This is a genomic window from Erwinia sp. JH02 (assembly GCF_013074405.1).
In the GTDB taxonomy this organism is placed as follows: Bacteria; Pseudomonadota; Gammaproteobacteria; order Enterobacterales; family Enterobacteriaceae; genus Erwinia; species Erwinia rhapontici.
Genome location: NZ_JABANZ010000015.1, coordinates 32,131 through 49,335, shown reverse-complemented (window position 1 = coordinate 49,335; position 17,205 = coordinate 32,131). Strand labels below are relative to the sequence as shown.

Genomic DNA, 17,205 nt, shown 5'->3' with positions numbered 1-17,205 from the left:
ATAGTTTACTGAGCCGGTTGCACACTCTGTCCGCGGGTCGTGGCAGGCGTCTGCTCTGACGTGGCGGATGGCGTCGTTGGGGTAGCCTGCTGGACCTGCGGTTTAGCAGTCTCATCTTTGGGGAAATAGAGCGGGCCTTTCAGGCCACATCCCGTGAGGCTGACCGCAGCCAGTACCAGAGCCAGCGGGAATCGTATTTTCTTCATTCTTGTTCTGCTCGTTAAAGATACCTTTTGCCGTCTATCATCGCAGGTGAAGTTCGAAAAGCAACAGGAAAAGCGCAATCCCTGTTGCCGTATTCACCATCAGAAGCATCAGAGGCACAGCAGTAAAAGAGGGAACAGACGGCCAGAGAAAGGATGCCAGCGAAACACCGCCCACGGCCGCAGGCGGTCTCTCTTTATCCGTCACGCTTTAGTGACAACATTAAAGGTCAGCACATCGCTGTAGTCGCCATTTTTAATCCCCTCCGGCGCGAAGGTGCGGAACGTGGGTAGAAAACAGGATGTCCTGTCTTCGAGTAACTGCAGCGTGGAAAAAGAGTTGTTGGGCAGATCAACTTTACTCGTTCCGCTATCCAGCGTCAGCTGGTAAGGAATACTCTGACTATTATCCTGTATGTTTTTCAGCTGATACTTATTATTTACCGTGCCGTTCTTGCTGCTGGCAGTAACAATAAACAGCCTACGGTCCGCCCCACCACCATTATACCGCATGCAGAGCTTTTCGCTGCTGGTGCTCAAAGGAATGACCTGCTCGCCGCTTTTTATTTCACCGAGATCCCAGTCAGGCGCAGTAACCGTCAGTATGATATCACGAGCAGGAGGGTGGGTCGGGTCGGATATTGTTTGACAAGTTACACTGTTGCGGCTGATATAAACCCCACCGGTAATATCAGCCACATCAGTAAAACCAACAGTTACATTTGCTGCCCGGATAACCACCCCGGGCCAGGATTCAACAATACTATTGTTGAATATTATTTTGAACTCGGCATCAAAGGGCATTCCTTTTAATCCGACATTATATAGAACAATGTAATCATCTCCGCTGTAATTTCCTAATTTCAGGCCGTCCATGAAAGCTGAATTTGGACGAACACTAACAAGAACACCAGAACTTGAATAGTTATAAAACAACACACCTCGGCCCAAAAATTGTAAATTATTTGTTCTTCCGGAAGAGGTCTTAAATTTCACCACGGCCTTGACCGTACTGGTTCCATTACCATTATCAACCATCTGGCAATCACGGTATCCATATGCAACATCTGTGGTTACGAGAGTAACCCCACCAAAAGCAGGGTTTATCAACAGACTCAGAAGTAACATCCTCCAAAACCCCCCTACAATCCTTTTCATTGCTTATTCCTTATTCGCATTTTTTCTATCTATACCACTGACTGAGGGGGTTCTGATTCATTGATTAAACAGTAACTGATACTAATTTCTGCTTACATCAGTGCCTGTGCCATCAGGCCTTTGTCGCAATATTAAAGGTCAGCACATCGCTGTAGTCACCTTTTTCAATGCCCTTAGGCGCGAAGGTACGGAACGTGGGTAGAAAACAGGTTTTCCCACCGGGCAGCAGTGGCAGTGTGGTTAATGACCCGTTAGGGAGGTCAACTTTATCGCTACCACTGTCAAGCGTCAGCTGGTAGGGAATAATCTGCGTATTATCTTGCAGGCCTATAAGCTGATACTGATTATTCACTGCGCCGTTCTGACTGCTGGCATTAATGACAAATTTCTTACCGGTCGCATAGGCTTGATCATACTCCAGACAAAACTGGCTTTGACTGCTGCTAAAGGGAATTATCTGCTCGCCGCTTTTTATTTCACCCAGGTCCCAGTCGGGTGCCGTTGCCGTCATTGATACATCGGGTTCGGGTGGGTTTTCAGGGTCGGCAATGATGCGGCAAGTTCCTTCGCTGCCCAAGGTAATATAAGCAGTCTTATTATCGTTATAATGAGTATCGAGAGTATCAATACCCGCACTGATGGAAACCCCTGCCCAGTTGTCTATATCACTATTATACAAATAGACTAATACCTCTCCGATAAATGCCCCCGCCTCACCCCATGGATAAAGCATCGGAACTCCCCAGACAGGCATAATAAATATTCGCACATAGCCATTTTCCTTCATCATGTTAGGACGATTCGCATCTGAAAGATCTATTCTAACGCTTGAAGGGGTCGACCTGGCTGGAAGACCATCCTTCGAATACGTGTAGAACAGAATTGCACGCGACCTCAACTCAGTACTTCCAATTATTCCTGCTACGGCGTTAAATGAAATATTGACCCTTGCAAAAGTACCGTATCGATTTTTTGTCAATGAGCAGCTAGAGTACCATTTAGCAACGTCTGCTTTAACAATATTTGTGGAATAAGCCGGGGTAACAAAAAAACAATGAATTAAAATCACCAACACACCTGAAATAATAATATGCATTCCTGTTATCCTTATTGACGATTGCACCAATATTTCCCACCAATATCTATCTTTTCACCGGGTATCATCTGTGGTGTACCGGGATAGACATTAAAATCATCCACTTTACGGCTATCAATTTTAATGTTTTTTGCCTGATAACGCGTTGTGCCCGTCGCCGTCAGCGTAATGGTATTCGCGCGGCATACGGCGCTCAGGGTGCTGATCTTCTTTTCTGGCAGTTGGCGTACCAACGCACTAAAACTCAGGTTAACCGCCACGCCAGCAGCAAGGTTTGCTATCCCGTTGCCGGATATTTCAGTGGATGGCTTTACATCCAGTCGGTAAACGGTTTCCTGCGTAACGGCGGCCAGCGGCTTGAGATTAATTTTTTTTGACTGACCGCGTGCAAGGGACAGTTTGAACGGATAGGCATAGAGCTGCGGGTTGCGCGCCATCCCCACCGGCTCAAGTATTTCTTTGTCATACGGCACACCAGGGTTGATCAGTTTTGAAAGGGTGACGGTGACGTATTCCATATGGTCACTTTTGTTGACGAGGGTCATATTGGCAATATCGTCCCCGTCAACGTCAATCATTTTTGGCACCAAATCAATCACTGCACAGGCAGGAAAACCGAAGAGTAATATCATCGTTGCTAATACCGATCTAAACATTATTCCACCACTGGCTCAAAGAGTAATGACAGCACGCCGCTGTAAGTTCCCCCCACGGACTTAAAGTCTCCGGCAGGCGGGTAACCTGAAATATTGATCAGATAGTGCCCTATGGTATCTTCACCGTTTATCGGCGGGGGATTGGAAAAGGTCACTTTAGTCGCTGCCGTCAGCTCCTGCACCGGCGAATCCATCGCCCCCATGACGACTTTTATATTACGGAACAACAGTTCAGGCTTATTTTTGTTTTGTAACGTCAGCGGCAGCGCCAGACTGGCCTGGAAGGTTCCACTACTGGACGTAATTCGCAGCGGCGCTGCAACCGAATAAGGCGTGTCAAACGCCCCAAGCTGCTCAAGCTGTAGACCCTGATCGTACCAAGTCCCTTTTTCATCGGTAACAAACAGATTATTCTCTTTGTTCACATGAGCGCTAATTTTACTGGTAAATTTGCCTTTGAGCTCTATGTCTGCCCCCAGGCTCAGGCCCGGCAACAAACAAAGCAGCAGTGGCGCTATCTTCATTTTTGATATCATTACGTTTCCTCTGCGTTATTTGTTACCCACTGAAGCACCCAGTTGATAAATCACCACCCCATAACCGATACTGACCGCCAAAGGCACCAGGGTATTCTCCGTCGTCACCCCCTGTACGCTGATATTTTCACGCGGACGAAAAGTCACGCGCCAAATTTTTCGCTGTGCAGGCTTACGGAGTTCTTTCACATTGATTTCCCGCTCTTGCTGGGGCCCCAGCGCCAGACGCATCGGACTAATCAACAGCGAGGGAGCGGCAACGTCGCCCACAGGGACACGCACTTCCGGGTCTGTCAGCGGCGTTTGCACCTGCTCCTGGGTGATATCAAGATACAGCGGAGAATCACCCGTGTTTTTCACCATCAGTTTTCCCACACGATCTGGGCCGCCCAGGGTCATCTCGCTGAGTGAAATGCGCAGCACACCCGCTGCCTGCGACGTATTGTTCAACAGGCATAAACCGAGTAGTACGCTCATCAGCAAACGCATTACGGGCAGCTCAGGGTTGTCGGCTCATCGTCAACATTCATGACAATCTGACTGGCGGTAAACGACTGCGGTACGCCTGGGAAAAGACCAACAGTGGCCGGGTTTTTCTTATTCACTGGGGTGAACTTCATATCCGACAAGCGGACCCGGATATTTCCACTGTTGGTCAGGATGATTTGTTTGCCTTCGCAGCGATGTGTCCAGCTACTTTTCTGATTTCGAGGCACAGGCATATGGCGCACCAGCACGCCATATCCAATAGCGACACTCATGGGTGCGGTGATTTTATCCTGTGGCGCATCTTTCACCTGGAGCGAATGTACCGGGGTGATATACAGGCGGTATACCCCTTCCTGCGTGGGCTCTTCCAGCGACGTCAGGCGAATATCGCGGCTCTGATTAGGCCCCAGGGTCAGCTTTTCTGGCGTTGCCAGCACGCCCGGATGAGGCATATCGCGCATCATGATTTTCTTTTCAGGATACATGCCAGGATTCATCACTTTCTCCAGACTGACGGAGAGATAGAGCGGAGCATCGCCGACATTACGTACTTTGATCATCTGCGGATGGGCGTTAAACAGACGCGTACTGACCGGGAGAACCATCAGTTCTCCGTCGGCGAGTGCCGCGGGGGCTGAAAACAGTAACCCGCCGACCATCGCGGGTATCGCCAGCATGGTCAGCAATAATTTTTTAGGCATCAATATTCTCACTCATTAAAGTTTAAGGCCGCAGCGGCACACAGGGGTAATCATTGCCTCTGGGTTTGGTTAAGTCGCAGCGGAAACTCCCCTGCTTACCATCGACCGTCACCTGTTGCAGTACGCCTTTACTGGCAATAGAGAACAGACCGTTTTGATAAACGTTATCCCCGGTTTCAGAAATGACACCGCTGACGGGCAGCCCCTGTACGGTTTTCATAAAGCCGTTGTACAGCAGGTTGATATCGACCGTTGCTTTGGCGTTATAGACCTGTCCTGGGTGCGAACGCACAATGTTGGCCGGGATTTCAATGTTCATATCCATATCGTTGCTGCGGGTCATGACCTGTGCATACGGGATATCGGTATACTGTTTCAGCGGAATGGCATAGCGATGCCCGCCGGCAACGGGGGCACCTTCAACGCGAAAGCCATAATCCAGCGCGTCAATTTTTGGTGTCTCCAGCATCATGGCCGCGCCGCTATAGCTGTAGCGCCCCAGAGCAATGCCCTGAGCGTTCGCCGCGATCATGCCGCGATAGTTGAAATCACCATTGGTACTGCTTTTGTCATGCCCGACGTTAAGTGAAGCATCACCACGGGTACCGGAACGACTGGCATAGAGATTAACGTTGGTGTCATTACCAATGCGGTTGACAGTGGTGCCCGCAGTGGTTTCGCCGAAATCATCGTCGAAGGTTTTACGGTAATCGCCACTCAACTGCGTTTGTCCGCCAGAGCGAGCTGCACTGAAGCTGGCCTGTGAGTTGTTCAGCGTCCAACTGGTATTCAGGTAAACACCATAATTCCCCGATGACTGCTGGTAACCGCCCTTCTGTATGCCCAGGGCAAAGTTGGCCCACAGTCCGTTCGGACGATAGTTCCAGCGCACTTCGGCCTGCTGCTGTTCGCTATTCGAATAGCGCCTGTAGCTGTAACTTAACATCGCACCTTTCAGCAGATAGCTGTAAGAAAGGCTGGTACTACTGGACCCGGCATAAAAATGGGATACCTGATTATTCTGGTAACGGCTTAGGGACAGCGTGCCAAGTTTCTCGCTGGTGGCACTCATGCTGACGTAACCCCCGGTTTTCTTTTCACCGCTCAATAACCCTAACGTTGGGATCACCTGGAACAGTCCCGTTACAATGGAGCGCGTAAGATTCAGCTCTGCCGCCCATTTGCCTTTATCACCTTGTATCATGGAGGTATTCACAAAGAACCAGCGCATATCCTGGCTCCAGGATGCCTGCAACATCGACAGATTGGTCTGTGCTTCGCGGCCAGCGGTCAGGCTCCAGGCATTCCGCCCGCTGCCAAAGTTAACGTTATTGACTTCTCGCTCTTCTTTTTTTATCAGCCGGCCATTATGGTCAACCAGTCTGATCTCCAGTGGGTAATAACCACCAGGTAGATCGGAAAAATCGATCTCATTTCGCCCCAGGACTGCCGGGCGCTTAAGCAACATACGGCCGTTACGATAAAACTCGTAGTTACCTTCCGAGGTGGCATACAGCACCAGCGACCCTTTGTTCGGGTTACTTAACAGGTGAGCTTGACTTCCCACGGTGAAAAACTGGTTAAAACCGCTGGTCAGCAGCGTACTGATCGAACCGGATGAGTAATCAACGCTGTTTTGTTTACCCGTTCGAACATAGATGTCAGCGAAATTTTTCTGCATATACCAGGATGAAACACCCTGCGTATCAGCGCTCTGATTCTCTCTTTCTGTACGGCTGGCATACCAACTAAGAAAACCATAGGACTGAGAGGGCAGCCCAAGCCAGGCATTGCCGTTAATGTTCATTGCGCGATAACTCTCAGAAGAGGCGCGCAGGTCAACCGACTGATTATGAACCAGACCAAAATTTGTGGCCGGCACTATATAATCACTGTTTGCATCACGAATGGTTATGGTGCGTTTAACTTTATCAACAGAGACGCGATAACCTTCCAGCGTTAAATCACAGCCGTTATGACATTTTTGGTAGTCAAAATTCTCAAGTATTTTTTTCAGCGTAGCAATATCTTCAACCCCCACGCCATTACTGAGATATTTTCGTTGGTTAAATGTTAATTTACCGTCCTGCCGGGAAATAATAATAAAGTCCGGCAATGTATTGCCGTTAAATGTTGCTAAATAACGCGCATCATCCTCTAAATCTGAAGCACTAAACCCAGCAGGTACATTATAAGAGATCTTCATCTGGGCGAACGAACCCGGGGAGTTCATTGCAAAAAAAACAAAGACCCACCCTTTATAAGGTAAGCTGTTTTTTTTTCGGTGAGTCATATCCATATTCCTCTACCAGGTAGTCAATGCAAAAAAAACCCCGGTCTAACCGGGGTTAAACTAAGCTATCGCTGACTCTTACGAACCCGTTGATGGCTCAAAAAGCATAACCAGATCACCGCTGTAGCTACCATTCAGGCTTGGTTTGCCATCAGCAGGAGTAGCAGGTGCATCAACAGTGACGGTCAGGTTGTAAATAGCGTCATAGCCATCAGCAGTCTGTACGGTTTGGGTCACTTTCTGTGCCGTGCCATATTTTAATGCCAGGTCACCCTGAGCAGAGCCAAGAGTTACCACTGGGTTCAACATTTCATAATTAGGGCCGGCCAATTTCAGGTCCTGAGCCAGGGAAATGTTAAAGTCAGCATTCTTAGTCCACACACGAATAGGCAGCACTTTAGAGAATTGCTTCTGTTTGTAATCAGTCGGTTCCAGCTGTTCGGTGTTATACCAAGAAGAACCATCTGGCTTGGATACAAACATGCCATCGTTAATCTGTGCAGTCAGCGTAATTTTCTTAGAAACTGAATCAGTTTTAGTCGCAGCGTGTGCAGCACCGGCTAAAGAAAGAGTCATTGCCATTGCAAGTGCAATATTGCTGAGTTTCATGATATTCATCCATAATATATTTAACTAAGTCACCTTCATGATGACCATCCCCCCAAGGTGTAAAGCACCTTGCCTGTAATATAAATTACAGGCAAAGCGCCTAATCACTTGTTAATAGGATGAGATGTAGTTTACATGTCAAAATTGATGGATGCATTATGACAAACCCTGCCACATAAAAACAAATAAATGAACAATATAATTATATATACGATGAAAAACATCGCGAAAATTTAAAAAAACAGAATAGCGACTATTAATATCGCATATTAACAATTATAACAAATAATGTGTCGCACAATAAAATAAATCAATTAATAACAAGTTGATAGATGACAAACATAAGATGCTTAAATCAAGCATCTTGATAGGTATAAATAAAATAAAGCACGACAAATCATAGTATTACGAAATAATACGCAGGGGGAGGTGGCGGCGCAGGTTGAAAAATGATCAACGATACTACGGGGACTCAATCATCGCAAAGAGGATCGGCAGCATAAAAATCTATCGCATCTTAGTGCATCTGATAGCGTCGTGCGTTCTCTTCGCTGGCGCTATCATTCGGTACGGCAGCACAGAGCTGCGTCAGAGTCTGACTGCGAAACGGAATCACCTGGAAGCGCTCTTCCACCTTCACAATCTGATAGAACTGCGGCAGGTTGAAGTTGATGAAACTGGAACCGTAGGTGAATCGATCGTGTGAGGACGAGTAGAAGCGGCTGACATCACGCACCAGCTCCTCTTTACTGCCTTCGCAATGGTGATACACCTCAACGCGGTTTGTTTCGTCAAGGATATAGATATTGAAGCCGTGATCGTCCAGGGTATCTTCAAAGAAGAACTGAATGATGCCTTCACTGGCATAGCCATTCACCACGGCAGGCAGGCGTACCTGATCCGTTTCCACCTTAAGCGACAGGCCGTGCAGTTTATTATTGGAAATGGCACCGTAGAATTCGACCGCATTTTCCAGCTTTTGTACCGAAACACTGAGGCGCTCAAAGAACAGTCCCCATGTCTGTCCCGCTACACGTACGGCTTTGAATCGGCCTGGCTCCTGACGAGTGCTGGAAAGGCGCAGTTCAATGCATTCAGACACCAACTGCTGCACACGGGTACGAATCAATCCGCGCAAGTGCTGGCTATAGCAGAAGACTTCCACAGAATCTGGCGGTGAGGCGTCCTGGTGCATTTTGCCCAGAATGGTTTTCAACGCTTCAATCATTGCCTGCTCGCCGTTGAAATGCAGCGTACGCACTTCATTCCACGAGTTGCGGTACAGCAGATCGACACTGCCAACCAGGCACTGCTGCTGCTGACCAAAACTGAACACATCCAGCTTACGGAAGTCGAAATGCACCACCTGATTGCGGAATGCCGCCGTCGGGTCATATTCAAGATTGACGATAATCGCCAGATGACGGATCTCGCACGGGCTGTAAAGGGCTTTCGGCGTAGGCGAAGGCAGACGCAACGGGAAGTGATGCGAAACATCGGACACCAGCTCCTGCAAACGGGCCAGATCGCAGATCTCGTTGCCTTTAATATGCAGCCGCGTTTTGCTGGTCAGCAGGCCGTTAAACCATGCCCATGCCACCAGCTTGTTAAGGTAGCGATTATATTCCAGCGGCTGATGGCTGATAATCGAACTCATGTCTGGTGACTGGTTATACAGATACCAGCCTGCACGGTTAGCGCGGCCGTTTGGCACATGAATAAAGGTCAGGTGTGATTCTGACAGGTCAGGGGAAATCTGCGGATTAAGCAGAGTGACTTTCCCTGGCAGAGCTTCAAAGGCCGCGTACAGCTTACGCGTCAGCACGCCAATATCCTGCGGGCTGGCGCTGACGCTTAAGTTGTTACGGCGCGCAAAACGAATCAGGTTGCGATAGCTCTGCATCATCGCATCCAGTAATTCATTATGGGCTTCTCGAACCTGGCTTATTTTCCAGTCGGCACGGCTGTCGAGCATCGCCAGGCGGGCATTATCCCAGCCCCACTCTTTAACCAGCTGGCCAAGAATTTCGCGGCGCCAACCCGTGTCTTCTGCTGAAATCGACAGTTTTTCACAGACTTTGAGATAGAAGCAACGCCGCACCAGGTCAAGGCGAGCATGATCGTCAATACTGGTGAGGTAGTGAGTCACCCGCTCCAGCATCATGCAGTAGGGGTCGAGCCCATAAGAGACGATTTCACCGTCGTGCAGGCGTTGTTTAATATCCATCGCCAGCAGACGCGTGGCAGGGTATTCCCAGGAATAGGCCTCCAGCAGCAGCGTTTTGAGCACCGCCTTGTAGGGCGAATCGATGCTTTTATACAACTGCCACAGGCTTGCACCGAAATACTCTTCGGCCGACAGCGTACCCAGACCACCGAGGTCCAGCCATTCGTTAGGGGTTAACACGCCCTGTTGATACAACGACATAACATAGTCGTCGTAATGTTCTTCTTCTTCGCGTGGCACCATATTCCACAGAATACGTTTACCCGCCATGCGCACCGCCGTGCGATAGAACTCATCCAGCAACAGGATATGCTGAGTAGAGCCGCAATCTTCACCACCGAGGCTGCCGCTTTCGTTGTGCCGGAAACGATTTTCATCAATAAGGAAGAAACTCACCTCAACGCCCATGGCCGCACACCACTTTTGCAGCTGAGTGCATTTTTTCTGCAAGCTCAGGCGCTCGTCATTGTCCAGCCATGACTGATGGCAGACCCAGATATCGAGATCGGAGGTATCATTTTGACCGACGGATGAGGTACTGCCCATGGAGTAGACGCCGGTGATCGGCATTTCACCCTCGGGAGGGATCGCCGCGGCAGATCCGGATTTTCCTTCTAAATCATCCAGATAGAACTTTTGACTTTCATCAGGCGTGTAAAAGCTGATGCCATGTGGAACGTTACCTTCGAAGTAACCCGGCATCAGCGGATGATGATAATGTAATAAGGTCGGCAGCAGACTGTAAACCTGTTGGAACGCAGGCCCCATGGCCGCCAGCGCACGATCAACGCGCAGCTGGTTAATGGCATCCAGTCTCTGTTTCAGTGTCTCAATGTAGAGGTACAAGACGTCTCGCCTGATTATCCCAGTGCCTATACCCTTATTGGACTAACAAGGGTATATAAAAGTTCGGTTTCCGAAATCTGCCGCTTGCTTTAAAAATAGTCGTGCAGATTATTGCTGGAAACGTGATCAATCTAACACCTGGCAGATTGACCGTAAAGAAAGTTGCGCTACTTAACAGTTTAGCACATTTTGCGACCAACCTGATGCAATACCTCCGTGTACCGCCGTTTAACTGACAGCCTTCCCGGTTCAATGATAGGATAATCAGTGAACGATCAAAACGGTATCAAGCATGTTAGACAAAATTTTAAGAATTGCCACCCGACAAAGTCCACTCGCGCTATGGCAGGCAGAGTATGTTCAGCAACGTTTAATCGCCGCCCATCCAGGCCTGCGCGTTGAGCTGGTGCCTATGGTTACACGCGGGGATGTGATCCTCGATACTCCTCTGGCGAAAGTCGGCGGTAAAGGCCTGTTCGTTAAAGAACTGGAACAGGCCATGCTGTCCGATCGTGCCGACATCGCCGTGCATTCGATGAAAGACGTGCCGGTCGATTTTCCGCCGGGTCTGGGATTAACCACGATCTGCGAGCGTGAAGACCCGCATGATGCCTTTGTTTCTCATCATTATGCGTCTGTCGATGACTTACCGCAGGGCGCGATTGTCGGCACGTCCAGCCTGCGCCGCCAGTGTCAGATCAGTGCACGTCGCCCGGATCTGATTATCCGTTCGCTGCGCGGGAATGTTGGCACGCGCCTGGGCAAGCTGGATGCTGGTGAATATGATGCCATTATCCTTGCCGTGGCTGGGCTGAAACGTCTGGGCCTTGGCGATCGCATTCGTCAGATCATGCCGGCTGAAGAATCTCTTCCGGCGGTGGGTCAGGGCGCGGTGGGCATTGAATGCCGCCTCGATGATGTCTGGGTTATTGGGCTATTGTCTGCGCTGAATCACGACGACACCGCCTGCCGGGTTCGTGCAGAGCGTGCGATGAATACCCGACTGGAAGGGGGTTGCCAGGTGCCCATCGGCAGCTATGCGCTGCTGGAAGGCGATCAACTCTGGCTACGGGGGCTGGTCGGTGCGCCAGACGGAAGCCTGATGGTTCGCGGTGAACGTCGCGGCCCACGTACAGATGCAGAAAAAATGGGTATTTCGCTGGCGGAGGAACTGCTGGATAACGGCGCGCGCGACATCCTCGCTGAGGTCTACCAGGGAAATCCCCCGGCATGACGATTCTGGTCACCCGCCCATCACCGGCCGCCGACGAGCTGGTCAGCCGTCTGCGCACGCGTGGTCAGGTGGCCTGGGCATTCCCGTTGATTGAGTTTACGCCGGGAACCCAGCTGGATACCCTGCCCGGGCGACTTCGATCGCTGGCGGCAGGCGATCTGGTCTTTATCTTGTCACAACACGCTATCCATTATGCCCAGCCCGCACTCTCTGCTACTGGAACTACATGGCCTGCCAACCTGAACTATTATGCTATAGGCCGCACGACAGCGCTGGCACTGCATGCGGTCAGTGGCCATAACGTTGTCTGGCCTCACGAGCAGGAAATCAGCGAAGTACTGATCCAGCTTCCGGCCCTGCAAGCGGTTGTCGGCAAACGCGCCCTTATTCTGCGCGGCAACGGTGGTCGGGAATTACTGGCAGAAACTTTGCTTGCCCGTGGCGCTCAGGTAGAGTTCATTGAGTGCTACCAGCGTTGTGAAAAGCCTTATCACGGAGCGGAAGAAGGCCGACGCTGGCGTAATTGCGGCATTGATACCCTGGTCGTGACCAGTGGTGAAATGCTGCAACAGCTTTACCAGCTGTTCCCCGATGTTGATCGGGATGAATGGCTCCTGCACTGCCGGCTGGTTGTCGTCAGTGAACGTTTGGCTACTCTGGCCCGGGAACTGGGCTGGGCGAACATTTGTGTCGCCGGGGGTGCCGATAATGACGCGCTATTGCGCGCGCTATACCTTTAAAAGGTCGTACGGATATTGCGCGAGCAATGAAACGTCAATGCTAAGGTATAAAACACACTTAAATATGGGATGAGCCATTATGACGGAACACAAAGATTCCTCCGCCATGGTTGAAGAGACTACCCCAGCGGTTGATAACTCAACATCTGAATCACAATCACCACGTAAAGTGAAAAACAGCGGTGTGGTGCTGGGTGCTGTCGCCATCGCGATTGCACTGGCTGTGGGTGCGGGTCTCTCTCTGTATGGAAACCATCAAATACAGCAGCAGGCCGCCGCCAGTCAGGCGCTTGCCTTACAGCTATCCGACCTGCAACAGTCAGCGCTCAGTGACAAAAAGTCACTGGAACAGCAGTTGGCAACGCAAACCAGCGCACTGGATACCGCCCGTCAGCAGCAGGCAGCCACCAGCCAACAGTTGGATGAGCTGAAACAAAAAGTCGCCACCATCTCAGGCAGCGATGCCCAGACATGGATGCTGGCGCAGGCTGATTACCTGGTCAAAATGGCCGGACGTAAGCTGTGGAGCGATCAAGACGTCACCACCGCAGCAGCGCTGCTGAAAAGTGCGGATGCCAGCCTGGCCGACATGAACGATCCGAGCCTGATCGATGCCCGCCGCGCGCTCACGCATGACATCAGTACCCTGTCCGCTCTCAGCCAGGTCGACTACGATGGCGTGATCCTCAAATTAAACCAATTATCTAACGATGTTGATAATCTGCGCATCGCCGATAATGACAGTGATAATGAGCCAATGGATGCCGACAGCAATGAGCTTTCCTCTTCGCTGCGTGAATGGCGTCAGAATCTGGTCAAGAGCTGGCATAACTTTATGGACGATTTCATCACCATCCGTCGTCGTGACGCAACCGCAGAGCCACTGATGGCGCCGGATCAGGATATTTATTTACGTGAAAATATCCGTTCACGCCTGCTCATTGCGGCTCAGGCAGTACCGCGTCATCAAGATGAAATCTTCAAACAGTCTATCGACACGGTTTCCGCCTGGACACGTGCCTGGTTTGACAGCAACGATCCGAATACAAAAGCCTTCCTTAGCCAGTTGGATGAGCTGAGCCAGCAGAGCGTATCAATGGATGTTCCGGAAGCTCTGCAAAGTCAGCCACTGCTGGATAAATTGATGGAGACACGCGTGCGTAACCTGCTGGCACAGCCAGCCGCACCATCCGCTTCATCTCAGCAGCAGGGAGAATAATGATGTTGAAAGTACTTCTGCTGTTCCTGCTGCTAATCGCCGGTATTGTGCTGGGTCCCGTGATTGCGGGTCATCAGGGCTTTGTACTGATCCAGACCGACAACTGGGATATTAAAACCAGTGTGACTGCACTGGTGATCATGCTGATCCTGACGCTGATAGTGATTTTGGCTATCGAATGGCTGCTCCGCCGTCTCTTCCGTACGGGGGCACGCACCCGCGGCTGGTTTAGCGGCCGCAAACGCCGCAGTGCACATAAACATACCAATGCTGCGTTGATCAAACTGGCGGAGGGTGATTACCAGCAGGTTGAAAAACTGCTGTCACGTAATGCCGACCATGCTGAACAACCGATGGTTAACTATCTGCTGGCCGCCGAAGCTGCACAACAACGTGGTGACGAGATACGTGCCAATCAGCATCTGGAACGTGCTACCGAATTAAATAACGGTGACCCGCTGCCGGTAGAGATCACGCGTGTACGTATCCAACTGGCACGTAATGAAGATCATGCCGCACGCCACGGTATTGATCGTCTGCTGGAGATTGCGCCACGCCACCCTGAAGTCCTGCGTCTGGCTGAGCAGGCTTATCTGCGTACCCATGCCTGGGGTGCATTGCTGGATATTCTCCCTGCCATGGAGAAGATTCAGTTGGGTGATGAAGCACATCGCCTCGATTTGCAACAGCAGGCATGGCTGGGCCTGATGAGCCAGGCCATGGCCGATCAGGGCAGTGATGGTCTGAAGCGTTGGTGGCAGAACCAGAGCCGTAAAACACGCCATGATCCCGCTCTACAGGTGGCTATGGCAGACCATCTTATCGTCTGTAATGACCACGACACCGCACAGCAAATCGTGTTGGATGGCCTGAAGCGTCAGTACGATGAGCGCCTGGTATTATTGATGCCACGACTGAAAACCGGTAACCCGGAGCAGCTGGAGAAAGCGCTTCGTCAGCAGATCAAGCAGCATGGCGCGACACCGCTGTTGCACAGTACGCTGGGTCAACTGTTGATGCAGCACGGTGAATGGGAACAGGCTGCCGAGTCCTTCCGTGCGGCGCTGCAGCAGCGCCCTGATGCTTTCGACTACGCCTGGCTGGCTGATACGCTGGATCGTCAGCACAAGCCGGAAGAAGCGGCCACCATGCGTCGTGATGGTTTACTGCTGACGCTGAAAAATAATTCTTAATCTGCATCTGCAAAAAGACATGAAAGCCGGGCAATGCCCGGCTTTTTTATGCCTGTAACTGCGCGGCCAACGCATCTGCGGCACGAAAGATGACGGGCATCAGGGCAAAAAAAAACACCTGTCCGGGGACAGGTGCAAATTTTCAGGTCGGTTAAGACAACCGATTGGTACCTGACTCAACGTATTGCCCGATAGATCCAATAAGGCGTTAGCGATATTGGCTGGCTGGACAACAGGTACCGTAAAATGGCTCTGCGTCATTCCCAGGTTTATGAAGCATCTGCAAACATAAGAGGTGGAATGAGCATCTACGAGGGTATTCTTGCACAGCGCGTGCCAGAATAGAAATTCATTCACCATGAATTTAATATCTCACTGATAGTTAACATATTAATTCATGCTTAGCCGACTTTACTGCCCTTCTCTGATGTCACCTCAAGCCGACACGATTGCCCGAGGTGCGTCTCCATTTAGAGACAGGCAGCGCATACTTAAGTAAACACCTTATTAAACATAGCGTTATATGTCTCAATGTAGCGACAAACGGATATTATGTTCTTACGCTGCGTTCGACCAGTGCCATAATCACCGCGTACAACTCATCCCGCGCCTGTTGTTCGGTGATTTCATGACGGGTGGATGCGTAAGCCACCGCTTCCGCAGCCCCCAACATGGCCCACAAACCGGCGTTCGATAATGCTTTACCCCCGGTAAAAGGCGTCAGCGTTTCGCGACACTTCTCGATAAAGGCCACTTCGTAGGCCCGCTTGATCTGCTCAAGCTCGGGTGAGCCGACCAGCGCAGCAATAATGCCCGGTATCTCCCGTCCCTGTTTCTGAACACAATTCACATAAGATTCTGCCATCACCTGCGCCCTGGCCGACAAAGTGGCTTCACTTTGCGCTAATGCCGCATCAAACAGCGCATTTTGGCGGGCATCGAACTCCTGATAGAGCACCGCAAACAGGCCTGAACGTGTGCCGAAATGATCATACACCACGGGCTTAGTGACGTCTGACTGCTCGGCCAGTCGGCCCAGCGTTAACGCCTCCGTTCCCTCGGTACGAATGAGCTGCCATGCAGCTTCAATGAGCTGCTGGTAACGCGCCTCACGCGATAAACGTCGCCGGGGCAGCGGTGAAGAGTTTTTGTCCGTTGACATGCTTATATACCAAAGGTAACTTACCAATAGTATATTAGCGTAACTTTTCTCAGTTCAACCTGCAAGCCGGAGGCTGCTCATGCATACCCTTATTGTCGTTTCTCATCCCGATCGCCAGTCATTGACACATCTCGTCGCCAGACAACTCGCAGAGGGCATCGAGTCAACAGGTGGCAGCATTGAGATCGCCGATCTTGCCGCCGAAGGATTTGACCCGCGTTTTACCGCCGATGATGTAGCCGCGTTCCGCCAGCAGGGATCGGTAACAGAGGAGATCGTTGCGCAACACGCCAGGATCGACCGCGCGGACACCCTTGTACTGGTTTATCCGATTTACTGGTGGTCGATGCCTGCACAGCTAAAAGGCTGGATTGACCGCGTATTTACTCAAGGCTGGGCTTATGACGCCGATGACGATGGCCGCCTGGTAAAAAAACTGCAACACCTTAAGGTGCATCTGGTCGCCATTGGCGCGGGCGATATGCGTACTTACGCCCGTCACGGTTACTTTGCCGCCATGAGAACGCAGATCGATCACGGGATTTTCGATTTCTGTGGTGCGGAGGTGCTGACCTCTGAACTGTTGTTACAAATGCCCGGAGATGCGCTAAGCGCTGAACTGCAAAATGTGAGCGAGCTGGGAAGGAAAATGGGGCTGGTGTAAACGAAATAAAAGACGAAAAAAAACCTGCTTTTTCAAGCAGGTTTCTTAAATTGGTAGCGAGTAGGATTACGGCTCTTCGAGCCGCCCTGCGGGCCGTTGCTGAAGCAACGTTGTCTCGCTTCGCTCGGCTCAAACCTCCTTCGGAGGTTCTCATCCTCATTATGTACAGACGAAAAAAA

General features: G+C 50.7%; 16 protein-coding genes and 1 other RNA gene. 5 read left to right on the top strand and 12 right to left on the bottom strand.

The genetic code is table 11. From position 1 onward, the window contains the following. Nucleotides 1–5 precede the first annotated feature (5 nt). The 10 genes from HHI26_RS23300 to HHI26_RS23255 all read right to left on the bottom strand — a co-directional run bounded on the left by HHI26_RS23300 (nucleotide 6) and on the right by HHI26_RS23255 (nucleotide 10,814). Nucleotides 6–206: a lipoprotein gene (locus HHI26_RS23300; protein WP_133846847.1), complete on the bottom strand. Its 201-nt coding sequence runs from the start codon at nucleotides 204–206 to the stop codon at nucleotides 6–8. A 201-nt stretch (nucleotides 207–407) separates the two neighbouring features. Beyond that, nucleotides 408–1,361, bottom strand: a complete 954-nt coding sequence (locus HHI26_RS23295; RefSeq protein ID WP_171149786.1) for a hypothetical protein — start codon at nucleotides 1,359–1,361, stop codon at nucleotides 408–410. A 112-nt stretch (nucleotides 1,362–1,473) separates the two neighbouring features. After that, entirely contained in the window at nucleotides 1,474–2,457 is a 984-nt protein-coding gene (locus HHI26_RS23290; protein WP_171149785.1) for a hypothetical protein, read from the bottom strand. Between the two features lie 11 nt (nucleotides 2,458–2,468). Continuing rightward, nucleotides 2,469–3,113, bottom strand: coding sequence for a hypothetical protein (locus HHI26_RS23285; protein ID WP_159338539.1), 645 nt, complete (start codon nucleotides 3,111–3,113; stop codon nucleotides 2,469–2,471). Beyond that, nucleotides 3,113–3,649, bottom strand: a complete 537-nt coding sequence (locus tag HHI26_RS23280) for a hypothetical protein (RefSeq protein ID WP_171149784.1) — start codon at nucleotides 3,647–3,649, stop codon at nucleotides 3,113–3,115. The genes HHI26_RS23285 and HHI26_RS23280 overlap by 1 nt, the downstream gene beginning before the upstream one ends. A gap of 15 nt (nucleotides 3,650–3,664) precedes the next feature. Beyond that, nucleotides 3,665–4,126 (bottom strand): hypothetical protein, encoded by a 462-nt coding sequence (locus HHI26_RS23275; protein ID WP_166653769.1) that lies wholly within the window; start codon nucleotides 4,124–4,126, stop codon nucleotides 3,665–3,667. An 11-nt stretch (nucleotides 4,127–4,137) separates the two neighbouring features. After that, nucleotides 4,138–4,839 (bottom strand): pilus assembly protein, encoded by a 702-nt coding sequence (locus HHI26_RS23270; RefSeq protein ID WP_202879951.1) that lies wholly within the window; start codon nucleotides 4,837–4,839, stop codon nucleotides 4,138–4,140. Nucleotides 4,840–4,861: 22 nt separating this feature from the next. Continuing rightward, nucleotides 4,862–7,045 carry a TcfC E-set like domain-containing protein gene (locus tag HHI26_RS23265; protein ID WP_159338535.1) on the bottom strand — a complete coding sequence of 728 codons (2,184 nt, stop codon included), beginning with the start codon at nucleotides 7,043–7,045 and terminating at the stop codon, nucleotides 4,862–4,864. Nucleotides 7,046–7,210: 165 nt separating this feature from the next. Next, entirely contained in the window at nucleotides 7,211–7,741 is a 531-nt protein-coding gene (locus tag HHI26_RS23260) for a CS1 type fimbrial major subunit (protein WP_171149783.1), read from the bottom strand. Nucleotides 7,742–8,258: 517 nt separating this feature from the next. Continuing rightward, nucleotides 8,259–10,814 carry a class I adenylate cyclase gene (locus tag HHI26_RS23255; RefSeq protein ID WP_133846855.1) on the bottom strand — a complete coding sequence of 852 codons (2,556 nt, stop codon included), beginning with the start codon at nucleotides 10,812–10,814 and terminating at the stop codon, nucleotides 8,259–8,261. Nucleotides 10,815–11,106: 292 nt separating this feature from the next. Between HHI26_RS23255 and hemC the strand changes: the two genes are divergently transcribed. The 4 genes from hemC (at nucleotide 11,107) to hemY (ending at nucleotide 15,200) form a co-directional block, all read left to right on the top strand. Further along, nucleotides 11,107–12,048 carry a hydroxymethylbilane synthase gene (gene hemC / locus HHI26_RS23250; protein ID WP_133846856.1) on the top strand — a complete coding sequence of 314 codons (942 nt, stop codon included), beginning with the start codon at nucleotides 11,107–11,109 and terminating at the stop codon, nucleotides 12,046–12,048. After that, complete coding sequence (hemD, locus tag HHI26_RS23245; RefSeq protein ID WP_133846857.1) at nucleotides 12,045–12,788, top strand: uroporphyrinogen-III synthase; 744 nt, start codon at nucleotides 12,045–12,047, stop codon at nucleotides 12,786–12,788. Before hemC ends, hemD begins: the two co-directional genes overlap by 4 nt. A 79-nt stretch (nucleotides 12,789–12,867) precedes the next feature. Then, on the top strand, nucleotides 12,868–14,007 hold the full coding sequence (gene hemX, locus HHI26_RS23240) for a uroporphyrinogen-III C-methyltransferase (protein WP_133846858.1): 1,140 nt from the start codon (nucleotides 12,868–12,870) through the stop codon (nucleotides 14,005–14,007). Between the two features lie 2 nt (nucleotides 14,008–14,009). Next, complete coding sequence (gene hemY / locus HHI26_RS23235; protein WP_167864840.1) at nucleotides 14,010–15,200, top strand: protoheme IX biogenesis protein HemY; 1,191 nt, start codon at nucleotides 14,010–14,012, stop codon at nucleotides 15,198–15,200. 550 nt (nucleotides 15,201–15,750) lie between these two features. Here hemY and HHI26_RS23230 read toward each other — a convergent pair. After that, nucleotides 15,751–16,362, bottom strand: coding sequence for a helix-turn-helix domain-containing protein (locus HHI26_RS23230; protein WP_133846859.1), 612 nt, complete (start codon nucleotides 16,360–16,362; stop codon nucleotides 15,751–15,753). 79 nt (nucleotides 16,363–16,441) lie between these two features. Here HHI26_RS23230 and HHI26_RS23225 point away from each other — a divergent pair, with 79 nt between their 5' ends. Beyond that, nucleotides 16,442–17,026, top strand: coding sequence for an NAD(P)H-dependent oxidoreductase (locus tag HHI26_RS23225; RefSeq protein WP_133846860.1), 585 nt, complete (start codon nucleotides 16,442–16,444; stop codon nucleotides 17,024–17,026). A 51-nt stretch (nucleotides 17,027–17,077) separates the two neighbouring features. Here HHI26_RS23225 and HHI26_RS23220 read toward each other — a convergent pair. Beyond that, a non-coding RNA gene (locus HHI26_RS23220) (RtT sRNA) lies at nucleotides 17,078–17,198 on the bottom strand. Between the last annotated feature and the right edge of the window lie 7 nt (nucleotides 17,199–17,205).

What these genes read in the sequence shown, in the direction of transcription:
- HHI26_RS23300 (WP_133846847.1), bottom strand. Translation starts at nt 206, where the DNA reads ATGAAGAAAATACGATTCCCGCTGGCTCTGGTACTGGCTGCGGTCAGC.
- HHI26_RS23295 (WP_171149786.1), bottom strand. Translation starts at nt 1,361, where the DNA reads ATGAAAAGGATTGTAGGGGGGTTTTGGAGGATGTTACTTCTGAGTCTG.
- HHI26_RS23290 (WP_171149785.1), bottom strand. Translation starts at nt 2,457, where the DNA reads ATGCATATTATTATTTCAGGTGTGTTGGTGATTTTAATTCATTGTTTT.
- HHI26_RS23285 (WP_159338539.1), bottom strand. Translation starts at nt 3,113, where the DNA reads ATGTTTAGATCGGTATTAGCAACGATGATATTACTCTTCGGTTTTCCT.
- HHI26_RS23280 (WP_171149784.1), bottom strand. Translation starts at nt 3,649, where the DNA reads ATGATATCAAAAATGAAGATAGCGCCACTGCTGCTTTGTTTGTTGCCG.
- HHI26_RS23275 (WP_166653769.1), bottom strand. Translation starts at nt 4,126, where the DNA reads ATGAGCGTACTACTCGGTTTATGCCTGTTGAACAATACGTCGCAGGCA.
- HHI26_RS23270 (WP_202879951.1), bottom strand. Translation starts at nt 4,839, where the DNA reads ATGCCTAAAAAATTATTGCTGACCATGCTGGCGATACCCGCGATGGTC.
- HHI26_RS23265 (WP_159338535.1), bottom strand. Translation starts at nt 7,045, where the DNA reads ATGAAGATCTCTTATAATGTACCTGCTGGGTTTAGTGCTTCAGATTTA.
- HHI26_RS23260 (WP_171149783.1), bottom strand. Translation starts at nt 7,741, where the DNA reads ATGAAACTCAGCAATATTGCACTTGCAATGGCAATGACTCTTTCTTTA.
- hemC (WP_133846856.1), top strand. Translation starts at nt 11,107, where the DNA reads ATGTTAGACAAAATTTTAAGAATTGCCACCCGACAAAGTCCACTCGCG.
- hemD (WP_133846857.1), top strand. Translation starts at nt 12,045, where the DNA reads ATGACGATTCTGGTCACCCGCCCATCACCGGCCGCCGACGAGCTGGTC.
- hemX (WP_133846858.1), top strand. Translation starts at nt 12,868, where the DNA reads ATGACGGAACACAAAGATTCCTCCGCCATGGTTGAAGAGACTACCCCA.
- hemY (WP_167864840.1), top strand. Translation starts at nt 14,010, where the DNA reads ATGTTGAAAGTACTTCTGCTGTTCCTGCTGCTAATCGCCGGTATTGTG.
- HHI26_RS23230 (WP_133846859.1), bottom strand. Translation starts at nt 16,362, where the DNA reads ATGTCAACGGACAAAAACTCTTCACCGCTGCCCCGGCGACGTTTATCG.
- HHI26_RS23225 (WP_133846860.1), top strand. Translation starts at nt 16,442, where the DNA reads ATGCATACCCTTATTGTCGTTTCTCATCCCGATCGCCAGTCATTGACA.